The 24222-nt window shown below is 56.5% G+C and carries 17 protein-coding genes; 9 read left to right on the forward strand and 8 right to left on the reverse strand.

What is annotated here, in order from left to right:
* Nucleotides 1-22: 22 nt before the first annotated feature.
* Nucleotides 23-1468: a rubredoxin gene (locus A3850_RS20430; RefSeq protein WP_068216337.1), complete on the reverse strand. Its 1446-nt coding sequence runs from the start codon at nt 1466-1468 to the stop codon at nt 23-25.
* Nucleotides 1465-4989 carry a nitrate reductase gene (locus tag A3850_RS10645; protein ID WP_068216339.1) on the reverse strand — a complete coding sequence of 1175 codons (3525 nt, stop codon included), beginning with the start codon at nt 4987-4989 and terminating at the stop codon, nt 1465-1467. The genes A3850_RS20430 and A3850_RS10645 overlap by 4 nt, the downstream gene beginning before the upstream one ends.
* A gap of 375 nt (nt 4990-5364) precedes the next feature.
* Between A3850_RS10645 and A3850_RS10650 the strand changes: the two genes are divergently transcribed.
* The 5 genes from A3850_RS10650 (at nt 5365) to A3850_RS10670 (ending at nt 11003) form a co-directional block, all read left to right on the forward strand.
* Nucleotides 5365-6675 carry an alginate export family protein gene (locus A3850_RS10650; protein ID WP_068216341.1) on the forward strand — a complete coding sequence of 437 codons (1311 nt, stop codon included), beginning with the start codon at nt 5365-5367 and terminating at the stop codon, nt 6673-6675.
* Between the two features lie 49 nt (nt 6676-6724).
* Nucleotides 6725-8113, forward strand: coding sequence for a CmpA/NrtA family ABC transporter substrate-binding protein (locus tag A3850_RS10655; RefSeq protein ID WP_068216343.1), 1389 nt, complete (start codon nt 6725-6727; stop codon nt 8111-8113).
* 28 nt (nt 8114-8141) lie between these two features.
* Complete coding sequence (locus A3850_RS10660) at nt 8142-9248, forward strand: ABC transporter permease (protein ID WP_068216345.1); 1107 nt, start codon at nt 8142-8144, stop codon at nt 9246-9248.
* A 69-nt stretch (nt 9249-9317) separates the two neighbouring features.
* Nucleotides 9318-10196, forward strand: a complete 879-nt coding sequence (locus tag A3850_RS10665; protein WP_068216347.1) for an ABC transporter ATP-binding protein — start codon at nt 9318-9320, stop codon at nt 10194-10196.
* Nucleotides 10197-10205: 9 nt separating this feature from the next.
* Nucleotides 10206-11003 (forward strand): ABC transporter ATP-binding protein, encoded by a 798-nt coding sequence (locus tag A3850_RS10670; RefSeq protein ID WP_068216349.1) that lies wholly within the window; start codon nt 10206-10208, stop codon nt 11001-11003.
* Between the two features lie 99 nt (nt 11004-11102).
* On the opposite strand, the gene A3850_RS10675 is transcribed toward A3850_RS10670, so the two are convergent.
* From A3850_RS10675 to A3850_RS10700, 6 genes are all read right to left on the reverse strand, one after another.
* Nucleotides 11103-11765 (reverse strand): response regulator transcription factor, encoded by a 663-nt coding sequence (locus A3850_RS10675; RefSeq protein ID WP_068216351.1) that lies wholly within the window; start codon nt 11763-11765, stop codon nt 11103-11105.
* 74 nt (nt 11766-11839) lie between these two features.
* The gene (locus A3850_RS10680) at nt 11840-13540 is read right to left on the reverse strand and encodes a sensor histidine kinase (protein WP_068216353.1); all 1701 of its coding nucleotides are present in this window, start codon (nt 13538-13540) and stop codon (nt 11840-11842) included.
* Nucleotides 13537-14139: a DUF4202 domain-containing protein gene (locus A3850_RS10685; protein WP_068216355.1), complete on the reverse strand. Its 603-nt coding sequence runs from the start codon at nt 14137-14139 to the stop codon at nt 13537-13539. Before A3850_RS10685 ends, A3850_RS10680 begins: the two co-directional genes overlap by 4 nt.
* 160 nt (nt 14140-14299) lie before the next feature.
* Nucleotides 14300-14710 carry a nitrite reductase small subunit NirD gene (gene nirD, locus A3850_RS10690; RefSeq protein WP_197494036.1) on the reverse strand — a complete coding sequence of 137 codons (411 nt, stop codon included), beginning with the start codon at nt 14708-14710 and terminating at the stop codon, nt 14300-14302.
* 11 nt (nt 14711-14721) lie between these two features.
* Entirely contained in the window at nt 14722-17235 is a 2514-nt protein-coding gene (nirB, locus tag A3850_RS10695) for a nitrite reductase large subunit NirB (RefSeq protein ID WP_068216358.1), read from the reverse strand.
* A 176-nt stretch (nt 17236-17411) separates the two neighbouring features.
* Nucleotides 17412-18023, reverse strand: coding sequence for a CIA30 family protein (locus A3850_RS10700; RefSeq protein ID WP_082921752.1), 612 nt, complete (start codon nt 18021-18023; stop codon nt 17412-17414).
* Nucleotides 18024-18245: 222 nt separating this feature from the next.
* On the opposite strand from A3850_RS10700, the gene A3850_RS10705 reads away from it, so the two are divergent.
* From A3850_RS10705 to A3850_RS10720, 4 genes are all read left to right on the forward strand, one after another.
* The gene (locus tag A3850_RS10705) at nt 18246-18854 is read left to right on the forward strand and encodes a hypothetical protein (RefSeq protein WP_068216360.1); all 609 of its coding nucleotides are present in this window, start codon (nt 18246-18248) and stop codon (nt 18852-18854) included.
* Complete coding sequence (locus A3850_RS10710; protein ID WP_068216362.1) at nt 18847-19347, forward strand: RNA polymerase sigma factor; 501 nt, start codon at nt 18847-18849, stop codon at nt 19345-19347. Before A3850_RS10705 ends, A3850_RS10710 begins: the two co-directional genes overlap by 8 nt.
* Nucleotides 19334-20731 carry a hypothetical protein gene (locus A3850_RS10715; RefSeq protein ID WP_068216363.1) on the forward strand — a complete coding sequence of 466 codons (1398 nt, stop codon included), beginning with the start codon at nt 19334-19336 and terminating at the stop codon, nt 20729-20731. The genes A3850_RS10710 and A3850_RS10715 overlap by 14 nt, the downstream gene beginning before the upstream one ends.
* Before the next feature lie 234 nt (nt 20732-20965).
* Nucleotides 20966-24193, forward strand: coding sequence for a DUF1553 domain-containing protein (locus A3850_RS10720; RefSeq protein ID WP_068216365.1), 3228 nt, complete (start codon nt 20966-20968; stop codon nt 24191-24193).
* Nucleotides 24194-24222 lie beyond the last annotated feature (29 nt).

The following is a 24222-nucleotide window of genomic DNA, read 5'->3' on the forward strand; positions in this document are numbered from 1 at the left end:
CTGCGATTGATGATCGAGCGAATCAGGCCACTTCCATCTTTACCGGTAGAAGTGAGCCTTTGGGAGCACCACAGGTCCAGCAAACGTAGTCTGCCGGTAGAAGATCTATATCTGTTCCGGGGAGGATGCCCTGGTCGCTATCCCCCAGCGCGGGGTCGTACACACTTTGACACTCATCACACTCGTATACCGCCGCGACTGCGGGAGTTGGTTCCGTACGGTTCTTGGTACTCACTACTTCATCCCCCCGTTCGTTTAGTTGCTCAAAGTATAGACGGCTCAACTCCGTGATTAATTCAACCAATTCGGATCGGTCCACCTGGCGCGCATATTCCTTGTATTCAAGGGTGTTGGGGTCGAAATTACGCGCGTAACGCAAGTTGTAAGTGGGGCGCATGGCGTAGCCATCAATTAAGCCACCGGCTTGTTCGGGGTCGATGACAATACTGGTCAGTGGGCGGGAGTAAGAGCTGCTGATGCCAAAGGTGAGCCCGTAAGTACTGATGTCCCGCTGGTCAAAGGCCCGAACGAGGTAGCGCTTCAGGTTGAGTGCTTCGGGGTTAGCGACGGGGAGGTGCCAATTCAATTCCACGCTGCTGTGGCGGGCGTTTATGCCAAAGCGGCCAAGTAATTTTTCCCACTCAATGCGGCGGCTGGCGGGCAGGCCACTAATGATGAAACTCTTCCAGGTAGTGATGCAGATCTTACCGATCCGTTGGTCGAGGCAGAGGTGGCAGGTCGCTTCGAGGAAGTCAAGGTCGTACCAATTATTGCGCCAGTACAGCCCGAGCCAGTAACTATTGGCGTCCAGACGGTTCATCCCTTCGTAAAATGGGAATGGGTAGAAAGGGATACTGAGTTCCTTCTCCACGTTACGTAATTTGAGGTCGTTACCCCGGTTAGCGGCAACGATAACTTCTTCGATCGTCTCCATCTCCGGGTACTCCTCAATGGCTCGGGCCACGGTTGCGAGGTCCCAGCTGTGAATCAGGGCGGGGAACTGTTCCTGTTCGCTCCACGCCGGTAGCCGAACGTAAAGGAACCAGTAGTCCTCCCGGTCCGAGGCAATGAAGTTGAGGTGGCCACCGAACAAGGGCGTAAGCCGCTGGCGAGGGTCCGTGATGTTGATCTCCAACTTTGGAGCGTAGTTGAATTGCTCCAGGATGTAGAGGTAGGACGAGCTGGTCAACCACGCCGTTTTGCCAAAGATGTCCGCGCTGACGTAACTGCACACAATGTTTGCGTGCTCGCTCGTTTCGAGGGATTCAGGGTTTAAGTCGGCGAACTGCTTCATTACGCTGGCCGGTGGTGCCGGACAATTCAGTAAAATATCCTGTCGGGAACCAAAGTGGAAACCATCCTGACCCAGCGTCCGGGCCAGTTCGATGATACGGAGTAGTTCGGCGGGGGCAAGGATGCCTCCCTTGACGGCAATACGGTAAAGCGACTGGTGGCGGGTACTGGTCATGATTTGGCAAGTTGAGCGTTAAGGATACTCTGCACCTGAGGTTTACAGCTTCCACAACCAAGGCCCGCCCCCGTATGGGTACACAGTGCGGCAAACTCCGTCACTCCGCCCCGAACGGCGTTGATGAGGTTCCCCTCCCCGGTATTGTTACAACTACAGACGATTGGGCCAATGGGCGGTTCGGGTACCTTCCCCGACCGAAGCAGTTCCGTGCGTTTGTCGGAGAGTTCAGTACCATCCTCAATCAGGCTGCGGAATTCGGCGAACTCGTTTTTGTCCCCCAGCAAAATGGCGCCAATCAGTCGGTCGCGATGGAGGATACATTTTTTATAGTAACGTTGCCCCAGATCGCTGAAGACGATCTCTTCGTATTCCGGGTTGTCCTCCGGGTACCGTACCTCACCGATACTACAAAGATCATACCCGTCAAACTTGAGAATATTTAACGGGGTGGAGCCGGTGTAGACCGCACTCAGGTCACCGGAGAGGTGGCGGGCAAGTACGTCCGCCTGTTGCTCCGCCGCGGCGGTTATTCCGAAGCGCTTTCCACGCCACTCAGCTACTTCCCCCAGCGCATGGATGTATGGATCCGATGTATTCAGGCGGTCGTCCACGGTGATGCCCTGCCCAACGTCCAGCCCGGCTGCGCGGCCTAATTCCAAGTTGGGGCGAGTGCCGATTGCGTAGACGATGGCATCACAGTTAATGTTCTTTCCGCTCTTGAAGGTAACGCTGAGGCCCCCCTCCCTGGCTTCAAAAACGGTATCAACCTCGTTGCGGAAGTAGATCTGGATATCCCGATCTTCCACCTCCCGGGCGAGCAGGTTGGAGGCCGTAGCGTCCAACTGCCGCTCCATGAGCCGGTTACCTCTTTGGACGATGGTGACCTTCACGTCAATGGTCTTTAGGGCAGCGGCGAGTTCCAGACCGAGGAGGCCACCCCCAACAATAAGGACCTGGCGGCCAACGAGGCTGCCGCCGCCCCGTTCGTTGAGGTAACTCCGCAGCCGGTCTGCATCCACTCTTTTTCGGAGGGTGAAAACACCTTCTACCTGCGTTGGAACTTCCCGGGGGACGAAGGGCCGGCTGCCCGTGGCGATCAGTAGTTGGTCATAGGGGTACTCCGTTCCCTGGTCGTCCACTACTACTTGATTTTTACGGTCGATGTCTACCACGGTAGTTCCCGTCCGTAGTTGGAAGTTGAGTTGCTCCACGTCGGATTTACGGATCTTGCGGAGGTCATCCCACACGAGGTGTTCGCTGACGTATTCGGGGAGGAGCACCCGGTTGTAAAATGCTTCCGGCTCGCGGGAAAGGACGGTGATCTCATCCCTTCGGTTGAGGGAACGATAGGTATTGACGAAGCGATAGGCCGCCGCTCCGGCGCCGATGATGACGATCCGCTCCCTTCGTTTGGCGTAGGGCGTGACCGAAACAAAGGTCAGCTTAAAGTTGGGTTGCTTGCTGTAGGGGTCGATCTGGTCGTCCGTCACGTTATTCGCTCGCGTGAGGTCGGACCCCAAAGTTTTGCCCCAGTGCATGGGGAGAAATACCACACCCGTGCGGATGCTGCCCGTCACTTTCGTACGGACCCGAACTTCCCCAAAGTCTGACTGGACGACGGCCAGTTGCCCATCCTCCAGGTCGTAATCGTACGCGGTACTGGGGTGAATCTCCAGGAAGGGAGTACTGAGGTGTTTGCGCAGACGGGCCACCTTTCCGGTTCGCGTCATCGTGTGCCACTGGTCCCGAATCCGGCCCGTAGTCAGCATTAGCGGGCGATTGCGGGGTGGCTGCGGCAAACTATCATTGGTTCGGATGCCGGAGGACCAAAAGCGGGCTCGTCCCGACTCGGTGTAGAACTGGTGGTCGGTAAATAACCGCTTGGTCCCCGGGTGCGTCCGGTGCGGGACGGGCCACTGAAAAGTGCCTTCCTCGATGAGCCGGCGGTGGCTTAGGCCGCTGACGTCGATGTGCGTCCCCGCCGTCATGCGGACGTATTCATCGTAGACCTGAGCGACGGTGCGGAAGCCGAACCCGGGGAAACCCATGCGCCGGGCGAAGTCAAGGATGATGTCCGCATCCGGCCGCGCCTCTCCGGGTGGCGCAACGAGGGGCCGGACGATACTGACGCGCCGGTCGGAGTTGGTCATGGTCCCCGTCTTTTCCAACCAGCCCGCGGCCGGTAGTACGAGGTCGGCGTACTCCAGCGTATCACTCCGGTCGCTAATGTCCTGCACTACCACGAATTTCGCTTTCTTCAGCGCCCGGTCGATCTGCGACCCGTTAGGCATACTCACGGCCGGGTTGGTACAGATGATCCAGATGGCCTTTAGCTGGCCGGTCTCCAGGCGTTGAAACATCTCGGTGGCTGAGAGCCCCGGTTGGGCGGGGAGGTCGTCCACCCCCCAGAAGCGGGCGATCTCCGCGCGGTGGTCCGTGTTACTCAGTACGCGGTGAGCGGCCAGGAGGCTGGCCATGCCCCCTACTTCGCGGCCTCCCATCGCGTTGGGTTGGCCGGTGAGGCTGAAGGGGCCGGCGCCGGGCTTGCCGATCTGCCCGGTGAGTAGGTGGAGGTTGAGCAGAGCGCCATTTTTTTCCACGCCCCGGTTACTCTGGTTCAGGCCCATGGCCCACATTGAGAGGAAGCCCCGCGCGTCGGCGATGAAGCTGGCGGCGCGCTTGATGTCCTCCAGGGGCACCCCACAGGCTTTGGCCGCCCGGCGAAGGTTAACGCTCTTGAGAATGCGGAGATAATTCCCACCGGCTTCGGTGTGGTCCCGGACGAATTCTTGATCCGTTGCCCCAACGTCGTACAGCCGGCGCGCAATGGCGTTGTGTAGGATCACGTCCGTACCCGGGATGAGTTGCAGGTGGAGGTCGGCGATGGCGCAAGTGTCCGTACGGCGTGGGTCGATCACGATGATCTTTGTTCCCGGGTAGGCCTTCTTGCGGGCTTCCACCCGGCGCCAGATAATGGGGTGGCACCAGGCGGGGTTGGCGCCGGAGACGAGCAGGCAATCCGTTTCGTCGATGTCTTCATAGGAGACGGGGACGGCGTCCTCGCCGAGCATCTTGGTGTAGGCAACCACTGCGGAGGACATACACAGGCGAGAATTCGTATCAATATTATTGGTGCCGATGAAACCCTTCGCCAACTTATTCACGAGGTAATACTCTTCGGTAAGGCACTGGCCGCTGATGTAGAAACCGACGCTGTCCGGCCCGTACCGATCGATAATGGAACGGAAGGTGGCGGCAGCCCTGTCCAGGGCAGCATCCCAACTCACTCTTTGCAGTGGGTGGCTGCGGTGGCGGCGCATATGGGGATAGAGAAGTCGGTCGGACTGGTCCTGCACTACGTAGTTCAGGTTCCTCCCTTTTGAGCAAAGTTGGCCCCGGTTGGCCGGGTGGTCAGGGTCGCCCTCCACTGATAAGTTACCTCGGGCATCCTTCGTGGCGAGTATACCACACCCGACACCGCAATAGGAGCAAGTAGTCTTCAGAGTAGTCGTACGCATGCGGCGGAATTGAAGCTTGAGGTTTACAAGAAGGGCGCTGCCGCGGGTGCGGTGCGGGAGTGAGAGAAAATGGACTGTTCAGTGACTTCGGTATTGAGCTGGCGGGTCGAATAGTTCCCATTAAAGCAAGAAATCGACGGCACCAAGGAAGTAGATTCTGCTAACTCCTTCCGGCACGTTTAGCGCCGGTGGGCACTACCAAACATCCTTTTTACAAAGCTACGTATTTATGCCCGATGCGTACCTACGCATTAAATAAATTAAGTAATCAGAAAAATAATTACGTATTTTGATGTTAAAACTACGTACTTTATGATGACAATACGTAGTTTTGCTTCCGTCAACGCATTTACACTTTCACTTAAAAGAACTGCTATGAGTTTACGTCTACGCCTTTCTTGCCTTTGTTTGTTCCTGGCGCTTACCGTATGGAATGAACTGAGTGCGCAGCAATTCCAGCTTACCGCCGAGGTGCGCCCCCGGACGGAATTCCGCAACGGTTTCAAAACTCCTACTTCTTCGGGCTTTGACCCGGCCTTTTTTACCGAGCAACGGAGCCGGTTGTACTTTGATTACAAAGAGGAAAAGTTCACCTTCCGCCTGGCGATGCAAGACGTTCGCCTGTGGGGAGAGGTACCCCAGATCTTTAAGGAAGACATTGGCAGCTCCTTCCTTTCCGAAGCCTGGGGCCGGTATAATCTGACGGACAAGTTCAGCATCAAAGCTGGCCGGCAAATCATCAGTTACGACAATCAACGCTTCTTTGGCGGGCTGGAGTGGGCGCAACAGGGGCGCCGCCACGACGCGCTCTTGCTGATCCACGAAGACGCCAAGAAGCGAACGAAGCTCCACGTAGGCTTGGCCTTCAATGCGGATGACGACCGCCCCGAACCCGTCTATTTACAGGCACCTAACGCTAATTTCTACACGACACCGGGTAACTACAAAAGCCTGCAGTACGCTTGGTTCCACAAGGATTTTGCCGAAAATAAGGGCGGGATTTCCCTCCTGGTGAACAACGCTACGCTGCAGAACGCGGATTCTACCTCCTCCAACAAACAGACCTTTGGCATTATCCCCAACTATCAATTTGGGAAGGTGAAGGTCGCAGCTGACCTATACTACCAAAGCGGAAAGGTAGGGGACCGTAACGTCAACGCTTTTCTCGCGGGCGTCAACGCCACGCTGCCTACCAAGCTTACGCCGGTTACCCTCGGCGTCGAATACATCTCCGGGAAGGATGACGACGATACGAGTAGCGACATCACCAACTTCAGCCCGGATTACGGGACGAACCACGCCTTTAATGGCTTCATGGATTACTTCTTCGTCGGGCCAGCCAATGGCAGCGTCGGGGTGCTCGACATCTACTTCAAGACGAAGTGGAAAGTCGGGAAGGGGGCCTTACTCTTCCACGGCCACGAGTTTATGACCGGCTCCCGCCAACTTAACGGGGAAGGCCAGCAACTCAGTAGCTCGATGGGCATGGAGGCGGACTTTGTCTACGTCCGAAAAGTTAGCCCGGCCGTGACCTTTCACGTTGGTGCCAGCGCGCTTTACGGGACGGATACGCTCCTGGAGCTCCGGCCCGGTAACCAGAAGTTCAATTCCTGGGCCTGGACGATGGTGACATTCAAGCCCGTCCTCTACAAATCCGAAGAGGACAAGAAGAAAAAGAAGAAGTAATCCCCACCCTCGTAACCGCCACGAACACCCCCCCTCAACTTATTCAACTATGAAAAACGTATTCAGACTTTCCGCGTGCCTTTCGCTCTTTGTAGCTCTTTTCTCTGCCTGTGGCCCGGACACGGCACCTGCGGCAGCGCCCGGTTCCGCCGTCACTGTTTCGGCTGATGCGGCCAAGGTGGAAAAGCCCCAATTGACGTTCGGCTTTATTAAACTGACGGATATGGCCCCGTTGGCCATTGCCAAGGAGAAGGGCTACTTTGAAGAAGAAGGCCTTTACGTAAGCGTCGAAGCGCAGTCCAACTGGAAGAACATCCTTGACCGGGTAATTGACGGGCAACTCGACGGCAGCCATATGCTAGCGGGGCAGCCCATCGCTGCCGGGGCCGGGTTTGGCCGCCAGGCGGAACTCGTAACGCCATTCAGTATGGACCTGAACGGGAATGGTATTACCGTTTCCAACGACGTATGGAGCAAGATGCAACCCCACGTAAAAATGGGCGCAGATGGCAAACCCGTACACCCGATCCCCGCCGATGCCCTTAAACCGGTGATCAAAGACTACCAGAATGACGGAAAGCCCTTCAAAATGGGAATGGTATTCCCCGTCTCCACCCACAACTACGAGATCCGGTACTGGCTCGCCGCCGCCGGCATCCACCCGGGTATGTACACGGCCGGGAACATCCAGGGGCAGGTGGACGCCGAGGTTTTACTGAGCGTCACCCCACCACCCCAGATGCCCGCCACGATGGAGGCCGGAACGATCTACGGATACTGCGTGGGTGAGCCCTGGAACCAGCAGGCCGTCTTCAAGGGCATTGGCGTGCCGGTGACCACCAACTACGGCATCTGGAAGAATAACCCCGAAAAAGTATTCGCACTGCGTAAGGACTTCGTCGAGAAATACCCCAATACGACTAAAAGCATCACCAAGGCACTCATCCGCGCTGGCAAGTGGCTGGATGAGCCCGGTAACCGCGCCGAGGCCGTCAGCATCCTGAGCCGCCCGGAATACGTAGGGGCGGACTCGATCGTCCTGGCCAACTCCATGTCCGGCACCTTCGAATTTGAGCGTGGGGACAAGCGGGAGATGCCGGACTTCAATGTCTTCTACCGCTACGATGCGACCTATCCCTTCTACTCCGACGGTGTATGGTTCCTCACCCAAATGCGCCGCTGGGGGCAAATCCCCGAAACAAAGGATGCGACGTGGTACGATGAGACCATTCGTGAGATCTACCGCCCGGACCTCTGGCGCTCCGCCGCGGAATCCCTCGTCGCGGAGGGTAAGATCCCAGCCGGGGACATCCCCGAAACGGATGGCTACAAGCCCGCCACGGATGAGTTCATCGACGGAAAGACCTACGATGGCCGGGACCCGATCAGCTACATCAATTCCTTTACGATCGGGAATAAGGACGCCCAGACGAAATAATTTCTCCTCCCCCAAGAAATACAAGACCATGATTCAGACTACCATTGAACGTCCCGTCAGCGAGGCTGGAGCTACACAGTCCCACCCGTTGATCACTCGTGCCAGCGTCCTGGCCGAAAGGTTTCGAAAATCTTTGCCGGGCACTTTGAAATCCCTGGGTATTACCCTGGTGTCGATGGCTCTTTTTCTGGCGGTTTGGCAAGTCAGTGCTACCTATCTCTACGGGGTAGAGGCCAACGCCCGGGTGGAGCGGGCCCTCTCCGAGCAGGGGGAAGTTGCCGCCCAGGAAATGCGGGATTGTATTGCTTCCGGCGCCGTCAGCTGTAAGCCAAATACGTTGCCGGCACCGGCCGAGGTATGGTCCGCCGCCGGAAAACTCCTGGCCGACCACCGGACGATCTCCGCCGACAAGGCCGCCTTTGCCGCCAAAACGGCCCCGCTTAACGCCACCCGCCTGGCGCAGGGGTTGGACGCCATCACCTACACCGGGCGGCCGAGTTTTGTGGACCAGATCAAAACGAGCCTCTTTACGGTAGCCGTGGGGATGTTGATCGCCTTTTTGATTGCCGTGCCAATTGGCATCATTATCGGGTTGAACGAAAACTTACGCCAAGCCTTCAACTGGTTTATTCAGGTTTTCAAGCCGGTATCTCCGGTGGTTTGGTTGCTATTGGTTTTCATGATCGTAAAGACGATGACGCTGGGTTCGGATAATGATACCTCATTTTTGATCTCCGCCATCAGTGTTGGGCTGTGCTCTATGTGGGCCACGCTGGTCAATACGAGCGTGGGGGTATCTTCCGTAAACCAGGAATACATCAACGTGGCCAAAGTGCTCAAATTGGGAATCTCCAAAAAGATATTCAAGGTGGTGCTGCCCTCCGCGATACCGCTCATTTTTACCGGATTGCGCATCACCGTTTCGGTGGCCTGGATGGTGCTCATCGCCATTGAACTGCTTGCCCAAAGCCCGGGCTTGGGGTCCTTCGTATGGGAAGAGTTCCAGAATGGAGCTAATGATTCCAACGCCAAAATTCTCGTCGCCATGTTCGTAATTGGCCTCATTGGCTTCCTGCTGGATCGGGTGATGTACTACGTACAGCAGTCGGTTTCCTTTGAGAAAGCGCTGGCTTAAGACAAATAAACTCCGGGCTGCGCTGAGACCCGGGGAAGGTCCCTTTCCCTAATTGTAAATAGTTTTTCTATGTCTGCTACTCCCGTGATTGAATTCCGTAACGTATCGAAGTGGTACGGCGAGGGGGCCAACCGTACGGACGTCCTCTCGAACATTAATTTGACGATTGCGGAGGGTGAATTCCTTGCCATCGTCGGATTTACCGGGTCTGGCAAGACCACCCTTATCAACCTGATGACAGGCCTCATCCAACCCTCGGAAGGGGAGGTGTTGTACCGGGGGGCGCCCATTACCGGCCCCGCTCCGGAGCGGGGGATCATTTTCCAGAATTACAGCTTGCTGCCCTGGATGACGGTATACCAGAACGTTGCCCTGGCCGTGAATCAGGTATACCCCGACTGGCCCAAAGCCAAACGTGATGAACACATTCGCCAATTCGTGGAAATGGTGAACCTGAGCCCCGCCGTAAATAAGTACACCAAGGAACTTTCCGGAGGGATGCGCCAACGAACGAGTATCGCCCGGGTTTTGGCGACTGACCCCGATCTGCTGCTGATGGATGAGCCACTGGGTGCCCTCGATGCCCTTACCCGCGGTAACCTGCAGGAAGAGATTCTCAAGATCTGGAGCGCCAACCGGCGTACGGCCGTCCTCATCACGAACGACGTGGACGAAGGCATATTTATGGCCGACCGCGTAATTCCCTTGACCCCCGGCCCAAAGGCTGAGCTTGGTCCTGATTACCGGGTCGACCTGGCCCGGCCCCGGGATAAAAAGGCCTTGAATACGGACGTCAACTTTAAGCGCGTACGCACCGAGATCCTGAATTATTTAGTGGAGTTGGGTGAAGCGGCGAAGTCCGACCAAAGCCTGGAGGTAGAGCTTCCTGACCTGGAACCCATTCAGCCGGGTACCCGTAGCTATTCATCTTTCCGGCGCGCCGGATAAACTTTTATTATGTCCCTCAATCCTCCTACTTTTTCGCAGCGCGATATTGCGTTGAATATCAATAAGGTCACCAAGACTTACCCGACGCCTACGGGAGATTACGTAGTGTTGGACCAGCTCGACCTCCAGGTTCGCCGGGGGGAATTTGTTTCCATCATCGGCCACTCTGGCTGCGGGAAGACAACGCTGCTGACGATGATCGCGGGGCTTAACGAAATAACCGGAGGGGAGATCTCCGTCAATGAATTTCCCATCACGGGGCCGGGGCCGGACCGGGGGGTGATCTTTCAGGCCCCCAGTCTGCTACCCTGGATGACGACGTTGGAGAACGTGTTGCTTGGCGTTCGCCAGGTCTTTCCTCAGGCGACCAAGAAGCAGTTGCTGGATATCTGCAAGTATTACCTGAATAAAGTGGGCCTTGGTAATGCCCTCAACAAAAAAGCTACCGAACTATCGCAGGGGATGCAGCAGCGGGTGGGCATAGCGCGCGCCTTCGCCCTTAAACCAAAGATCTTGTTACTGGACGAACCCTTCGGAATGCTGGATTCTTTGACGCGCGCGGAACTGCAGGACGTCCTACTCGACGTATGGGACAAGGAAAAAATTACCGCCGTGCAAATCACGCACGACGTGGACGAAGCCATCTTCCTGGCCGACCGCATCATCATGATGACCTCCGGACCCCGCGCGCAAATTGGCGATATACTGCCCATCAACTTTGAGCGGCCCCGTGTCCGCAAGGAAATTCTTAATCACCCAGATTATTATGGCTACCGTAAACACCTGATCGATTTTTTGGAACACTAAGCGTCGTCATCTTCTAGAGCGCTTTTCATAGTAAAGAGTAGAACTTTAGTGAGAATCGGAAGCCAGGTGGCCATCATTGCTGGATAATGGCCCACGACCTTACACCAGGCCAAGCGTGCGCGCCCGATCAATGAGTTCGCGCTTATTCCCGACGGCTAATTTATCCATCAACTTGTAGCGGTGGGTTTCGACCGTCCTGCGGCTCAGGCCAAGCTGGTCCGCAATCTCCTGGTTCGAAGCGCCCTTTACTACTTCCTGTAGAATTTGTTGCTGACGTTTGGATATTTTGACGCGCTCTTCGGCAGCATTTGATGGGGTAGGGGTTACCGTAGCTACCGGCCGCCGCATGATTTGGCGGACGAGGATATCCGTCAGGTCCCCCGAGAAATAGCGATCCCCGGCCATGATGGTGTGAATAGCTTTGAGAAATTCGTCGCGGTTAGCATCCTTCATCAGGTAACCGTGGGCCCCAGCGTCGATTGACTGTAGCACGTATTCTTCACTATCGTGCATGGATAGCATTAGGCACCTGACGGGGGAGCCTAAGCGCTTAAGTTCCCTTACGGCTTCGATGCCGTTCATTTTAGGCATGCGGATATCTAAAATAACCAAGTCCGGTTGTTTGCGCGTCACTTCGAGCACGCCGGCTGCTCCGTCGCCCGCCTCTCCGATTACCTCCAGGTTTTCTGCGTCTTCTAACAAACTTTTGATGCCGTCACGAACAAGCGCGTGGTCATCGACTAATACAATCTTAATTGGCATGGATAAACTTTAAGTTGCTTCATCCAGGTTGCTCCAGCTGGTAGATTTCCTGGCTAATATTCAGCTTCGGCAATTTACGCAACATCCGGCATGGGCAGGTTGATCGTCACCTTAGTACCCGTTTCAGAACTGCTGCGGACGAAAAGCCGGCCATTTAGATCTTCGACTCTTCCGGTCATGTTTCTCATGCCGAGCCCGCTACTGTCCGCCGGGCGGTCTTCGATGGTATCCTGATCAAAGCCGCGACCGTCGTCGACGATGGTTACACTGAATAACTGTTCGCCGGGTGAAATGGTAACAAAGATCAATTCCGCCTCTGCATACTTGATGGCATTGTTGATGGCCTCCTGTACCACCCGGTAAAGGTTCACCTCTTGTGCCGCGTCAAAACGAACGTCAAACCCTTGATTTTCAAAGACGATTCGTTGGCCGGTGAGTCGGCTCAGCTCGCGGCAGAGTTTTTCGAGCCCCGCGGCCAAGCCGTAGTCCGCAAGCTCAGGAGGGGATAGGTTGAAGGTGGCTACCCGAACGGAAAGAATGATCTCTTTAGCCAGGTCCCGCAGTCGCTCCACCTTCCGGGCGTTGTTGTCCTCGGGGCCGAGGCGTAATGATTCCAGGCTATATTTCAGGCCAGTCAGCTTTTGGCCGATTCCGTCGTGGAGGTCGCGGGCGATTCGCAGCCTTTCTTTTTCCTGGGCGGCAGCGATCTGACGTGACCGGTTGTGCCCCCGTTGCACCTCTTCCTCCAGGCGTTCCTGATTGATGCGGGTCAGTTCAGCTTCATCGAGCTTTTGGCGAGTAACGTCGGTTGCCAGAAAGAATAATTCGGTATCGCTTCCCACCTTACGGGCTGGGATGATCGTCACTGCTAACCACCGAATATTTCCAGTTGCATCCAGGATGGCCCATTCACCGTTTTGGCTCCCCGCTCGCGCTTTATCAAAGGCCTCAGCGTACTGACGGGTTAAATCGGTATCGCTATGTAGGGCCGCGGAAAGTGGGCGTCTGCCTCCATCCTCCCACCAACCGATCATTTTGGATAAAAGGGTACTGATGAAGAGTGGGGAACCGTCCCGCCTCAGGGTAGCAAAAAGCACCGCTTCGTCCAAAGCCTCGTTCAGCGCGTGAAGTTCCCGTAGGCTTTCTTCTCTGGCGGAGACAGCTTTCTCAGCGGCAACCTTTGCCGTTTCCTGAGCCAATCGCTCACCTTTCAGTTCCGTGATCCGGTTACGGACGAATCGGGAGATGGGGCGAAAGATGAAAAGTAGCTCCAGGAAGAGGATACCGAGGGTGATGGCCCCCAGCCACCTTTTGGCCCGTTGGAGGCGAACCACTTTTGCAGCGGCGTTGGTGGAAATATCACCTACGATGCCATCCATGCGGGTTAAGAATATCTCCGCAAGACTGTCAGCCACTAAAGGCCCCGCCGCCAGAAAGGAAGTGACGACCGTATCCAGCGATGTTAGTTTGGCCAGGACTTCCGGCCCCACGGGTTGCTGCTTCAGCCAGCTATGGCGATCCATGAACTCGACTCGTAGCAAATCGCCCCCACTCTGATCGAGGAGCAGTGTTTTCGTGATGCGCTGGCTGAGCATTCGCTGCCGGCCGGCTACGTTAATGATCTCAGCATCATCCCGCTGGTCGTTCAAAAAAGTGCCCACTGACCACTGTTCGGCAATTACGGCCAGGGCGATTAGACCGAGAGCAATGAGGTAAGCCCGGCGCAGACGTTGAAACGCATCGTCGTAATTTTTTCCCGGAGTCGTACCGTTCATCCATTTAATTTCTTGACCTCCAGGATTCGGTCAATCCAGCTGCGCACCTTGAGGGAAGTAGGTAAGTCCATTGCAGCCCGTTTGCCTGCCTCGGACATTTTGTCCCAGGTCTTATACAAGATATCTAATACTTGTGCTTCGGCGTGATCGATGGCAAACTCCTCTAGGTAAAACTCCAGAAATACGTGGCAGATGACGTCTTCAAGCAACTGCGTTTCCGGGTCACTTAACAACTGTTTCTTCCGGATCAGATGAGCGACTCGATCAATGATCTCTGGTGCAACGTTAAGCACGGCCAGAATCTCGCTGGCTCGTTGGGCGTGGTATGCCTTCATGTCATTTCGCCACTGAAAATATCCGGTGCGTCCGACGGGGTAGGTGGCTCGGGGGAATTTCCATCGTTCCAAATGCTGCGCCCGGGCGGCCAGACGCAGCGCTACGGGAGCATCGGGAGCATAAATAGCTAAGCGCTCACTCATCCGGATTCCGTAGGCGAGTTCGTAGGGGAGGGGCCCATCAACCGTTTCGGTTACCCGGGAATCCTGAGCGTTCAGGGCGTCAAAAGCAGCCAGGGCGGCGATTTCTTGGTATTGATCCATTGCGAGACGAAGTTAGGGCATCAGGTATAGTACGCCTACGCCGGTAGTATGAAATTAGGCGAAGGCCCTAAAATATTAGCTACTGGCCGGAGTACACCAAGTTTCAGTAAGCAAGCGCATACAACAACAAAGTCGTGCCTGAGCTGAAGACCAGAACCAACTAGTCCGCAAAACCAACGTACACAAGATCATTTTCCACTCGGACCGGATAAATCGCGAGGGGTGGGCAGTCGCCGTTCAGGTTCTTCCCGTCCTCCAAGCTGAACGCTTTTTTGTGGAGGGGGCAGGCAATTTTGGGGATGCCGTCCTGAACGCCCGTCAAGCCGCGGCCAAGCACGTTTTCCAATTTATGCGGGCATAGATTTTGGCAGGCATACCAGGCATCCCGGCGTGCAAAGTAAAAAACTGCTACCTGGCGGTTACCGTACTTAATGGTCCCGCCGACTCCGCTCGGAAATTGGCTAACGTTACCCGCGAGTACCCAGTTTGCTACCTGCGCAACCTTTACGGTGGTGTAGGTGGCCTCGTTATTCGTCATTACCGGCGGGGCATGGAGTTGTTGGCTATTCATTGGAGAGATGTTTAGGTCCACGCGACGGGCATTTTTTGCTGGCGGAGCGGGGAAAAGGAAAGGCTCTCGTCGGCCTCAGGCGTGTTTGTAAAAGTCTGGAAGCGGCTTCGGATGGCGGGATTCGTTACGGCCTCTTTCCACTCACATTTATAATTGTGAACGAGTTCGGCCATTTCTGCCTCCAGTTCAGCGGCGATACCCAGCTGGTCCTCAACGACGATGCTTTTGAGGTAGTCAATACCTCCCTCCAGGCTATCGAGCCACGCAGCCGTTCGCTGCAGGGGAGCCGCCGTACGGAGGTAGAACATTAAGAACCGGTCCAGGTACTGAATACAGGTGGCCTTGTCCAGGGGGCCGGCCAGTAATTCCGCGTGGCGAGGCCGGGCGCCACCGTTACCGCAGACGTAGACGTTATAGCCTCCCTCAACGGCGATGAGGCCGAAGTCCTTTCCCCTTGCCTCGGCACACTCGCGGATGCATCCACTTACTCCGCCCTTTAGTTTGTGCGGAGAGCGCAGGCCCCGGTACCGATTCTCAAGATCAATAGCGAAACTGACGGCCTCATCCATCCCGTAACGGCACCAGGTACTACCCACGCAGGATTTTACGGCGCGCAAAGATTTACCGTAGGCGTGCCCACTTTCAAATCCGGCGGCAATTAATTCTTCCCAAATGATGGGAAGCTGCTCGAGACGGGCACCGAACATATCAATTCGTTGGGCGCCGGTGATCTTGGTGTAGAGGTCGTACTTGGCGGCAATGCGCCCAATATCCATGAGCTGGGCTGGCGTGATCTCCCCCGCGGCAATGCGGGGCACCACGGAGTAAGTGCCATTACGCTGGATATTGGCCAAATAGCGATCATTCGTATCCTGGATGGCCGGTTGGCGATTGGCCGTTTCCATGTTCACGGTCGCAAAAATGCTGGCTAGCGCGGGTTTACACGTTTCGCAGCCTTCACCGGCCCCAAAGGCATCAACCGCCTCATCGTAGTTCGTTACTTTTTTTAGGATGACCAGGTCGCGCAGCTCCTGCCGGGTGTAAGGGAAGTGGTCACAAATTACGTTGCGGACCACCTTGCCTTGCGCCTTCAGATGGCTATCGACCAGGTCGCTGATCATGGGTTTGCAACCACCGCAACCGGTGCCGGCCCCGCAGCACCCCGCCAGATCCTTGACGGATTGTGCCTTGCCATCGTCCAGCAGTTCGGTAAGCTGGCCCTTGGTGATGTTCTCGCAGCTACAGATAACCGCGGTGGCGGGCAAATCCAGCACACCGGCTCCAGCTTCGGCGCCACCCCGGGCACCCAGGATGAGGTCTTCGGGGTTGGGCGGTAGCGCCATATCATTTTGCACCATTTGGTGGAGCATATTGTAAGCGCTGGCGTCGCCGACGAGAATGCCACCCAGCAACTTGGTGCCGTCAAGTGAAACGTTAATCCGTTTGTATACCTGCGCGACTTCGTCGTGGAAGATAATGGAGCGTGCTTCGTCCGGACTGGTAAAGGGTTCCCCAAAGCTGGCCACGTCCGTACCGATCAATTTTAATTTGGTGGACATGTCGATACTGGGCGGCATAGCGGCAAGTCCGTCGTCAGCCATCAGATGGCCGAGGGCGACGCGGGCCATTTCGTAGCCGGGGGCAACCAGACCGTAGATCATGCCGCGGTACAGGGCAGCCTCACCAATTACGTATACATCCGGAGCATTGGTACGCAGGTATTCATCACAGACGATCCCGCCACGGGGGCCTACCTCAATGCCCGCCTCCCGGGCCAGTTCATCCCGTGGTCGGATGCCGGCGGATACCACCAGCATATCGGTCGGGAGTTCCGAGCCATCCGCAAACTCAAGGTGGGTGATGCACCCGTTGCCGGCGATCTGCCGGGTATTCTTATCGCAATGCACGCCGAGGCCAAGGTTGACGAGCGTGTCTTTCAGCACGTCGGAGCCTTTATCGTCCAGCTGCCGCGGCATGAGCCGGGGCGCGAATTCTACGACGTGGCTTTCCAGCCCCATATCGAGCGTCGCCTTGGCTGCTTCCAATCCGAGCAGCCCGCCACCTAGGACGGATGCGCTAGCGTTCGGTTTCCCCTTGAGTTTGGCCGCGTAATCCAGGATACCATCCAGGTCTTCGATGGTGCGGTAAACGAAGACGCCTTTCTTATCCCGTCCGGGAATTGGGGGCATGAACGCACTTGAACCCGTGGCCAGAATGAGGCTGTCGTAGGCGTAAGTTTCACCACTGGCAGTCGTCACTCGTTTGGCGGCTGTATCAATGGCAATGATCTTCTGGCCACACTGCAGTTCGATCCCATTCTCTGCGTACCAATCGCTGGAAGCCAGGCAAAGACGGTCTGCATCCCGGTTGGCGAAGTATTCGCTTAGGTGGACCCGGTCGTAGGCTGGGCGGCGCTCTTCGCCGAAAACGATCAATCGGTAATTACTACGCCGGGCGTGGCGGCTGAATAGCTCACAGAATTTGTGGCCAACCATGCCATTGCCAATGAGTAAGATGGTTTTCATGCATACGTGGTTTACGTAGACAAAACTACGTAATACGTATACGTATTGCCAAGCAAACTACGTAATTTATGCGCTCGCCTAAATAATAACCGCGGTGGCTAACTTAGATCCAAGGCATTTCTAAGCTGACTGACGCGTTGCCTTGCATAAAATAGTAGGTAGTGCACGGCGTCCAATCACTCCACCCCAACCCGGTCCACCAGCAACTCAAAATCCTGCGGCTTCTTATTCCCGATCAAAAACCGCAGTTGGTTGATTGGCTCCCCGGCGTAAGCGGGTAAGTTGGGGGTATAGCCACGAAAGGTAGGCGTCAATTCACCAAAGGGGATCTCCACAGTTTCCCATTCCCCGGTGGTTGGAAAGGTGTGGGCGTAGCTGTGGCGTTCGCTGCGGGCGCGTTTAACGCGGAAGGTGTAGTCCTTACCGTCGCCCTTGACGCGGAGGACGAACTTCTTGGTTCCCTCCAGGTCGTAGGTCTGGTCGTAATTGGATTGCACTGAAGAAAAGCCGCCGTTGTTTTCCAGGCTGACGGTACCCCAGAAGCGGAGGTGGCCCGTCTCCGTCAGTTCGGCGTTGCCGCGGGAGACGCCACCCATTACCCGGTCGTCCTGAATGGACCATCCTAGGTTGTTGTCCGTAAAGTCAGTGATCGTCCGGAGGCCGGAGGTTTTATTCGTCACGTTCGTATTAGCCCCGGTGTTGCCGACGGCGTTTTTCTGTTGGGAGACGGTACAAGCACTCAGGAGGCAAACGAGAACGAGGAGGGTGGGGAAGAAGTAGTTGCGCATGGATGCCTAATGGAAATCCGGCCGTGTTGTTCACCTATCATACTGGGGTTCAGTCTGTTTTCGGTCCTGAACTTGGTACCTGCGTTAGCGCCCAAACGATGGGTAAAGCGGCAACCGAGGGTTTGTGCCAAAAAGTTTTCCCAGGCGTGCAACGTTTCGAAACCTTGCTCCGTACTGGAGGGTGGCTGGGATATTCCAGCAGCACCTATAACCCATATTTAGATGCGTAATTCTTTTTATTTACTCTTGCTTTTGTTTGCCTTCGCCAGTTGTGAGGACGACAATGGCCTGCTGGTCGTCGAAGAACCAGTACCCAATGAACCCGTCGTGGTGGAAGTGGAACCCGTTTTCAACCTCAAATCCGTCAGCACTGACGCCATCCGGATCTCGAAGGGCACCGCCTGGGAACGTACGCCGGGTGATTACGTTATTTCCTCTGACCGGATCAACTGTGTTCCTGATGGCGTAACATCCATCACCGTTACGAGTGATACGTTCCTGTATATCAACTTCACGTTGGATGAAGCGGGCTTGCCAGTTCTTAAGGAGCAGTACGGTATCGTTGCCGGCTTCGCGCAGGAGAATGATACTGACATCACGGCTTTCGCTTACGAGGGCACCGCGGCGGCTTGCCAAACTTCGGAGACCACCTTTACGGCTAATTTTGATACGCCCGGCTTCATCAGCGGCGAGCTTTCCGTGCAACTTTACGACGCCCGCGCCGTGGCCATCATCGGCGGTAGCAACCCGGAATGCAGCGATTACGCGCAGGCTGACCTGAGCGTGTTTACGGCCACCTTCAACGTCCCGATCGAAGACCCTTGTGAATAAACAATTCTACGAAAGTTGGCTCCCCTACGTGCTCACCATCGTGCGTCGCTACGGCGTCCACGAGGCGGACCAGAAGGATTTGGTGCAGGACATTTTCCTACAGCTCTTCCGGAAGTACGACCGCTACGATGCGGCAAAGGGGGAACTGCGGCCGTGGTTACGGAGCGTGGTGGTCTCGCAGGTGATTGATCACCTGCGGGGCCGCCACCGTTTTCAGACGGAGGACCTGGACATCCTGGCGGGCCGGGAGCCATCCGTCGTTTCAGACTTACAACACTTAGAAGCTGAGTATCTAGTTGATTTGATCAGCGGGCTGCCGGTGGGGTTTAGGACGGTCTTCAATTTGCACGTTGTCGAAGGCTACTCCCACCAGGAGATCGCCGACCGTCTTGGGATAACGCCCGCCGGCTCCCGCAGCCAACTCAGCCGCGCCAAGGTCATTTTACGGCGCCACCTTTCCAAACTTGTAACACTCTCTTATGCCTTATTCTGATCACCAGCCCGATAGCGACCGCGGCGCCCTCAACGATAAGTTAGGGAGCTACGCCAGCGGCGGCATCCCCGAAGGTTTCGCCTTCGAGGATATGCCGGCCCTGCAGCCCAAGCCGGGCTTCTTTGGCCGCTACTGGCCACTTGGCCTCGGCGCGCTCCTGCTGGTGGGCCTGACCTACTGCCTGGGCTTAAACGAAACTGAAGGGGCCTCACCGATCGTGGCGGAGGCTACCCCTACAGTAGTGCAGCAATCAGCTAATTCAACTAATAATGACACCGCTTCCGGTGAGCCAACTACTATTGATAATAACAGGAATCTTACTACACCTTCGGGAGCTGCTTCCAGCTCCCCGTCTTCAGTTTTAAATACAAACAACAACGGACATTCATTTACCTCGGAGGCTGCTTCCAGCTCCGGCCCTATTGACTTGCGTTCTAATTCTGAGATTGAAATTTTTACAACTCGTGACTTTGTTGAGGATGTTAGTAGCCCGGGTAATTCGCCCGGGCTACCCCTCAGCTCTTCACCCGCGAAGGATTTGGCGCTGCCGCGGGTGCCGGGTGAGGTGGAACAAACATCCCTTATTTCGCAGGAGGAAACTCCCACTCAAATACAATCAGCTAGCCGGAGAATTGACGCATTGGAACTGCCAGTGGCCGTCACCTCCCAACGGAGCGACCTTCCCCTAGCGGAAGTAGCTCCCCAACCCAAGGAACCTATCTCCTTCACAAAATTTACTTCCCAGCACCGTTGGGTGACGGAATTCAACGGTGGACTCCTACAACATAACTTGTCCGATAACCGCCTGGGTGGCGTTGCGGAGTTCAACCTCGGCCGTCGAATCGGGACTCATTTTATCCTATCCTCCGGGGTGGGCCGGATGGACCTCCGTAGCCAGCACGGCTTCTCCAGTGAGGTGGAGACCAAGGTATTCCAACCCGGGACCGTGGATACCATTTTCCGTTCGGGCGACCGGATCGTGGCGCAAACCACTACCGATTCCGTACCGGGCATCCGCCGGGTTAATTTCCACCATACAGACCACTACACGACCTATTACCTCCCCGTACGTCTCGATTACGAACGGCAAGCGGGTAATTTCAACTACGGTTTGGGCGTCGGGCTAGCCCATCACTTTACGACGTCCTCCACCGTGCGCCGCGTCAATCCGGAAGGGCAGGACCGCACGGCAACTGGGCTTAACCCTTCGGCGTGGTCCTACAGCCTACGCTTGGGTGGCGGTTACCAAATCTCGTCCCAATTAGGCTTCCGAATCAATGTGCAGTACGGTGGCTTCCTCAGTGAATGGGATGGGGAAGAAGGGGGGCTGAACCCACGCGTAGTTACTTACGGCGCGACGGCGGGTTTGCGATACTACTGGTAAGCGTATTTATATTTCGAGCCCGACATTGAGGCCAGCGTGGGTCCAATCGATTGTACTTGCCCACGTGCAAAGGATGTGACAAGGTGGGTTAATTTGGTGGGAGGCAGGCCCTTATATTAGCGATAGCAACGCTGCCCAATTAAACGGGGTAGTTCCAACGTAAATGGAATTTGTTTTCAAATACCCTCCGCGTTGAATTGTCTTGCTATCGTCGATCGCCTCAATACTCACGTTTTGTCTACGCCCACCCGAGTCGCATTGGTTTTGCTTTGTTTCCTGCCCCTGCTGGCTTGCGGGCCGGGCATGTCCGACGGCGTTGCGGAAGCCTACGAGCGCCTGCCGGAGACGATCGACTTCAACTTCCACGTGAAGCCGATCCTGTCCGACCGCTGCTACGCCTGCCACGGTCCGGATATGCAGAACCAGCAAGCGGGCCTGCGCCTCGACACGCCTGAGGGCGCCTACGCTGCGCTGGAATCCGGTAAAACGGCCATCAAGGGTGGTAGCCTGCGCGGCAGTGAAATGATCCACCGCATCACTTCCGACGATCCTGAACTGGTGATGCCAACGCCAGAATCCAACCTCAGCCTCACCGATGAGGAAATCGCCGTCCTGACGAAATGGGTCGAACAGGGGGCGGAGTACAAAGAGCACTGGGCCTTCGTCGCTCCCGTCAAGCCTGACGTCCCCTCCGCCGGGGAAGAGTGGGCCACCAACGAGATCGACCGTTTCGTAGCGGCCAAGCTCGAGTTGGAAGATGTCGCCCCCAGCCCCGAAGCCGAGCGGCCCTACCTCATCCGCCGGGCCTACTTCGACCTGACCGGTCTCCCCCCATCCATCCCCGAACTCGACCGTTGGGAAGCCGCCGGCGAACCGGATTGGTACGAGACAATGGTGGACGAACTCATCGCCCGCCCCGCCTACGGGGAACGGATGGCCAATTACTGGATGGACGTCGCCCGCTTCGCGGATTCCGAAGGCTACCTGGATGACTTCCACCACGAGATGTTTCCCTACCGCGACTGGGTCATCAAAGCCTACAACGAAAATCTGCCCTACGATGAATTCGTGAAGTGGCAGATTGCGGGGGACCTTTTCGAAAACCCAACTACGGACCAGATCCTGGCCACCGCCTTCAACCGGAACCACAAGCAGAATTCTGAAGGTGGCATCATCCCCGAAGAGTTCCGGGTGGAGTACGTGGCCGACCGGGCCAACACCGTGGGGACGGCCTTCATGGGCCTCACCGTCGGCTGCGCCCGTTGCCACGACCACAAGTACGACCCCTTCAGCCAGAAGAATTACTTCGAGCTCTTCGGCTTCTTCAACAGCACCGTTGAGCGGGGCGACGGCATCTTTGGGCTCAACGGCGTCCAGAATTCCATGGACGTAAACCACGCGCTGAGTATGAACGCCGGGCCGACCCTCCCGCTCCCTTCGGCGGAAACCCAACGCATTTACGATCACCTCCTGGAGATGATCGCGGCGGAGGAAGCGGAGTTGTCTACTGCCCTTTCCACGGCACCTGCGGCAGCGCCCAAGCTTACATCGCAGGAAGTCGCGCGCTTCGTGGATAGCAAAACCGTTAACCACCTGACTTTTGACGAGAGCCCGGTACGGGAACACGCGCCCGGTCGGAAATTGAATTGGAATCCTCACCCAATCGTGGAAGGAAAAATCGGGCAGGCCATTGAAATTGGCACGAGCTACCTCTCATCTGACGGAGCGGGTAGTGCCTTCGAACGGGGAGACCCCTACACGGTCTGCTTCTGGATTTATACCCCGGAGTTGTTTGAAGAGGCACACGTACTGTACAACTCCAATACCCGTATTCAGGGCTACCGGGGTTGGGACGTCGTGCTGGACAGCAACCGCGTCCACCTCCGGCTGAACCATTCCCACCCCTACCAGAGTATTGACTTGCGGGTGGACGAACCCCTAGCCAACGAGACCTGGACCCACTTCGTCTGGTCCTACGACGGAAGCAGCGACGCCGCCGGAATGCGGATCTACCGCGACGGTAATCCCGTGACACCCTCGGTCATGCGCAACCACTTGGTGAGGAGCACCAAACCCTTCCTCCGGGAAAGCGGCGCAACGATTTACGCTGACTACCCCGGCCTGGCCATCGGGGAGCGCTTCTACGACGAAGACTTCGCGGGTGGCCGCATTGATGAAGTTCGCGTTCTGAACGTAGAAGCCGGTGACCTGATCGCCCGCTACCTCTACGAGCGCCCCCTCGGGCAGTGGAGCCTGGGTAGCGACGAGGCCGAACAAAGCGAGTACCAATTGCTGCACCAGAATGCAGACGTACTCGCCCTGAAGCAAAAATTAAATCAATTGCGGACTTCGGCCGTCACTACCATTGATACCGTCCGCGAGATCATGGTGATGGGGGATAACACCAGCCCCCGGCCGGCTTACATCCTGAACCGGGGCGTCTACGATGAACACGGCGCGGAAGTAGAGCCGGGAGTGCCCGAAAATCTGCTGGCGTGGCCGGAAGACGCCCCCCGCAACCGCCTCGGACTGGCTCGCTGGTTGACGGATCAACAGAATCCCCTTACCGCTCGCGTTGCCGTCAATCAACTTTGGTACGTCATGTTCGGCCGCGGACTCGTGGAAAGCGTCGAAGATTTTGGCAACCAGGGTTCTCTCCCCAGCCATCCGGAATTACTAGACTGGCTGGCCGTCGACTTCCGCGAGAACGGCTGGGACGTGAAGCGGCTCGTCCGGATGATGGTGACGAGTAGCACCTACAAGCAGAGCAGCAAGATCCGCCAGGACCTTTTGGACCGCGACGCCGGCAACTACTGGCTGGCCCGGGCTCCACGGTACCGCCGCTCCGCTGAGATGGTGCGGGATAACGCCCTGGCAAGCTCCGGCCTGCTGGAGGAGAAAGTGGGTGGGCAGTCCGTCTTCCCCTACCAACCGCAGGGCTTGTGGAAGGAGGTAAACAACCACGGTTTCTCTCCGGCCTACATCGAAGACCAGGAGAACGGGCTTTACCGGCGCAGTCTCTACACTTTCTGGAAGCGGAACTCCCCCTCACCCGCGATGCTGACCTTCGACGCGAGTTTGCGCGGCGAGTGCCAGGTCCGCCGGCAACGGTCCAGCACGCCCCTGCAAGCACTGGTGATGCTGAACGATCCACAGATCCTGGAAGCCTGCCGGGTGCTGGCGGCGAACTCCCTGGCCGATTCCCGCAACGAGGTGGAGGCGGCGGATCTCATTTTCAGGAACCTCATCGGCCGGCACCCTACGCCAAACGAACGGGAGATCATCCAGCAGTACTATGAGAACGAGCTGAACTACTTCGACGACCACCCGCTGGCCGCTCAAGATTTTCTCAATACGGGATATCACCAAACGGACCAACGCGCCGGATCGGCCAAACTCGCCGCCATGGCACGGGTCGCCAACACAGTGATGAATTCTCAGGAAGGGTACTACAAAAATTGATATCCTTTAGCTCGTTGTAAAGCCATCCA

Source organism: Lewinella sp. 4G2, from assembly GCF_001625015.1.
In the GTDB taxonomy this organism is placed as follows: Bacteria; Bacteroidota; Bacteroidia; order Chitinophagales; family Saprospiraceae; genus Neolewinella.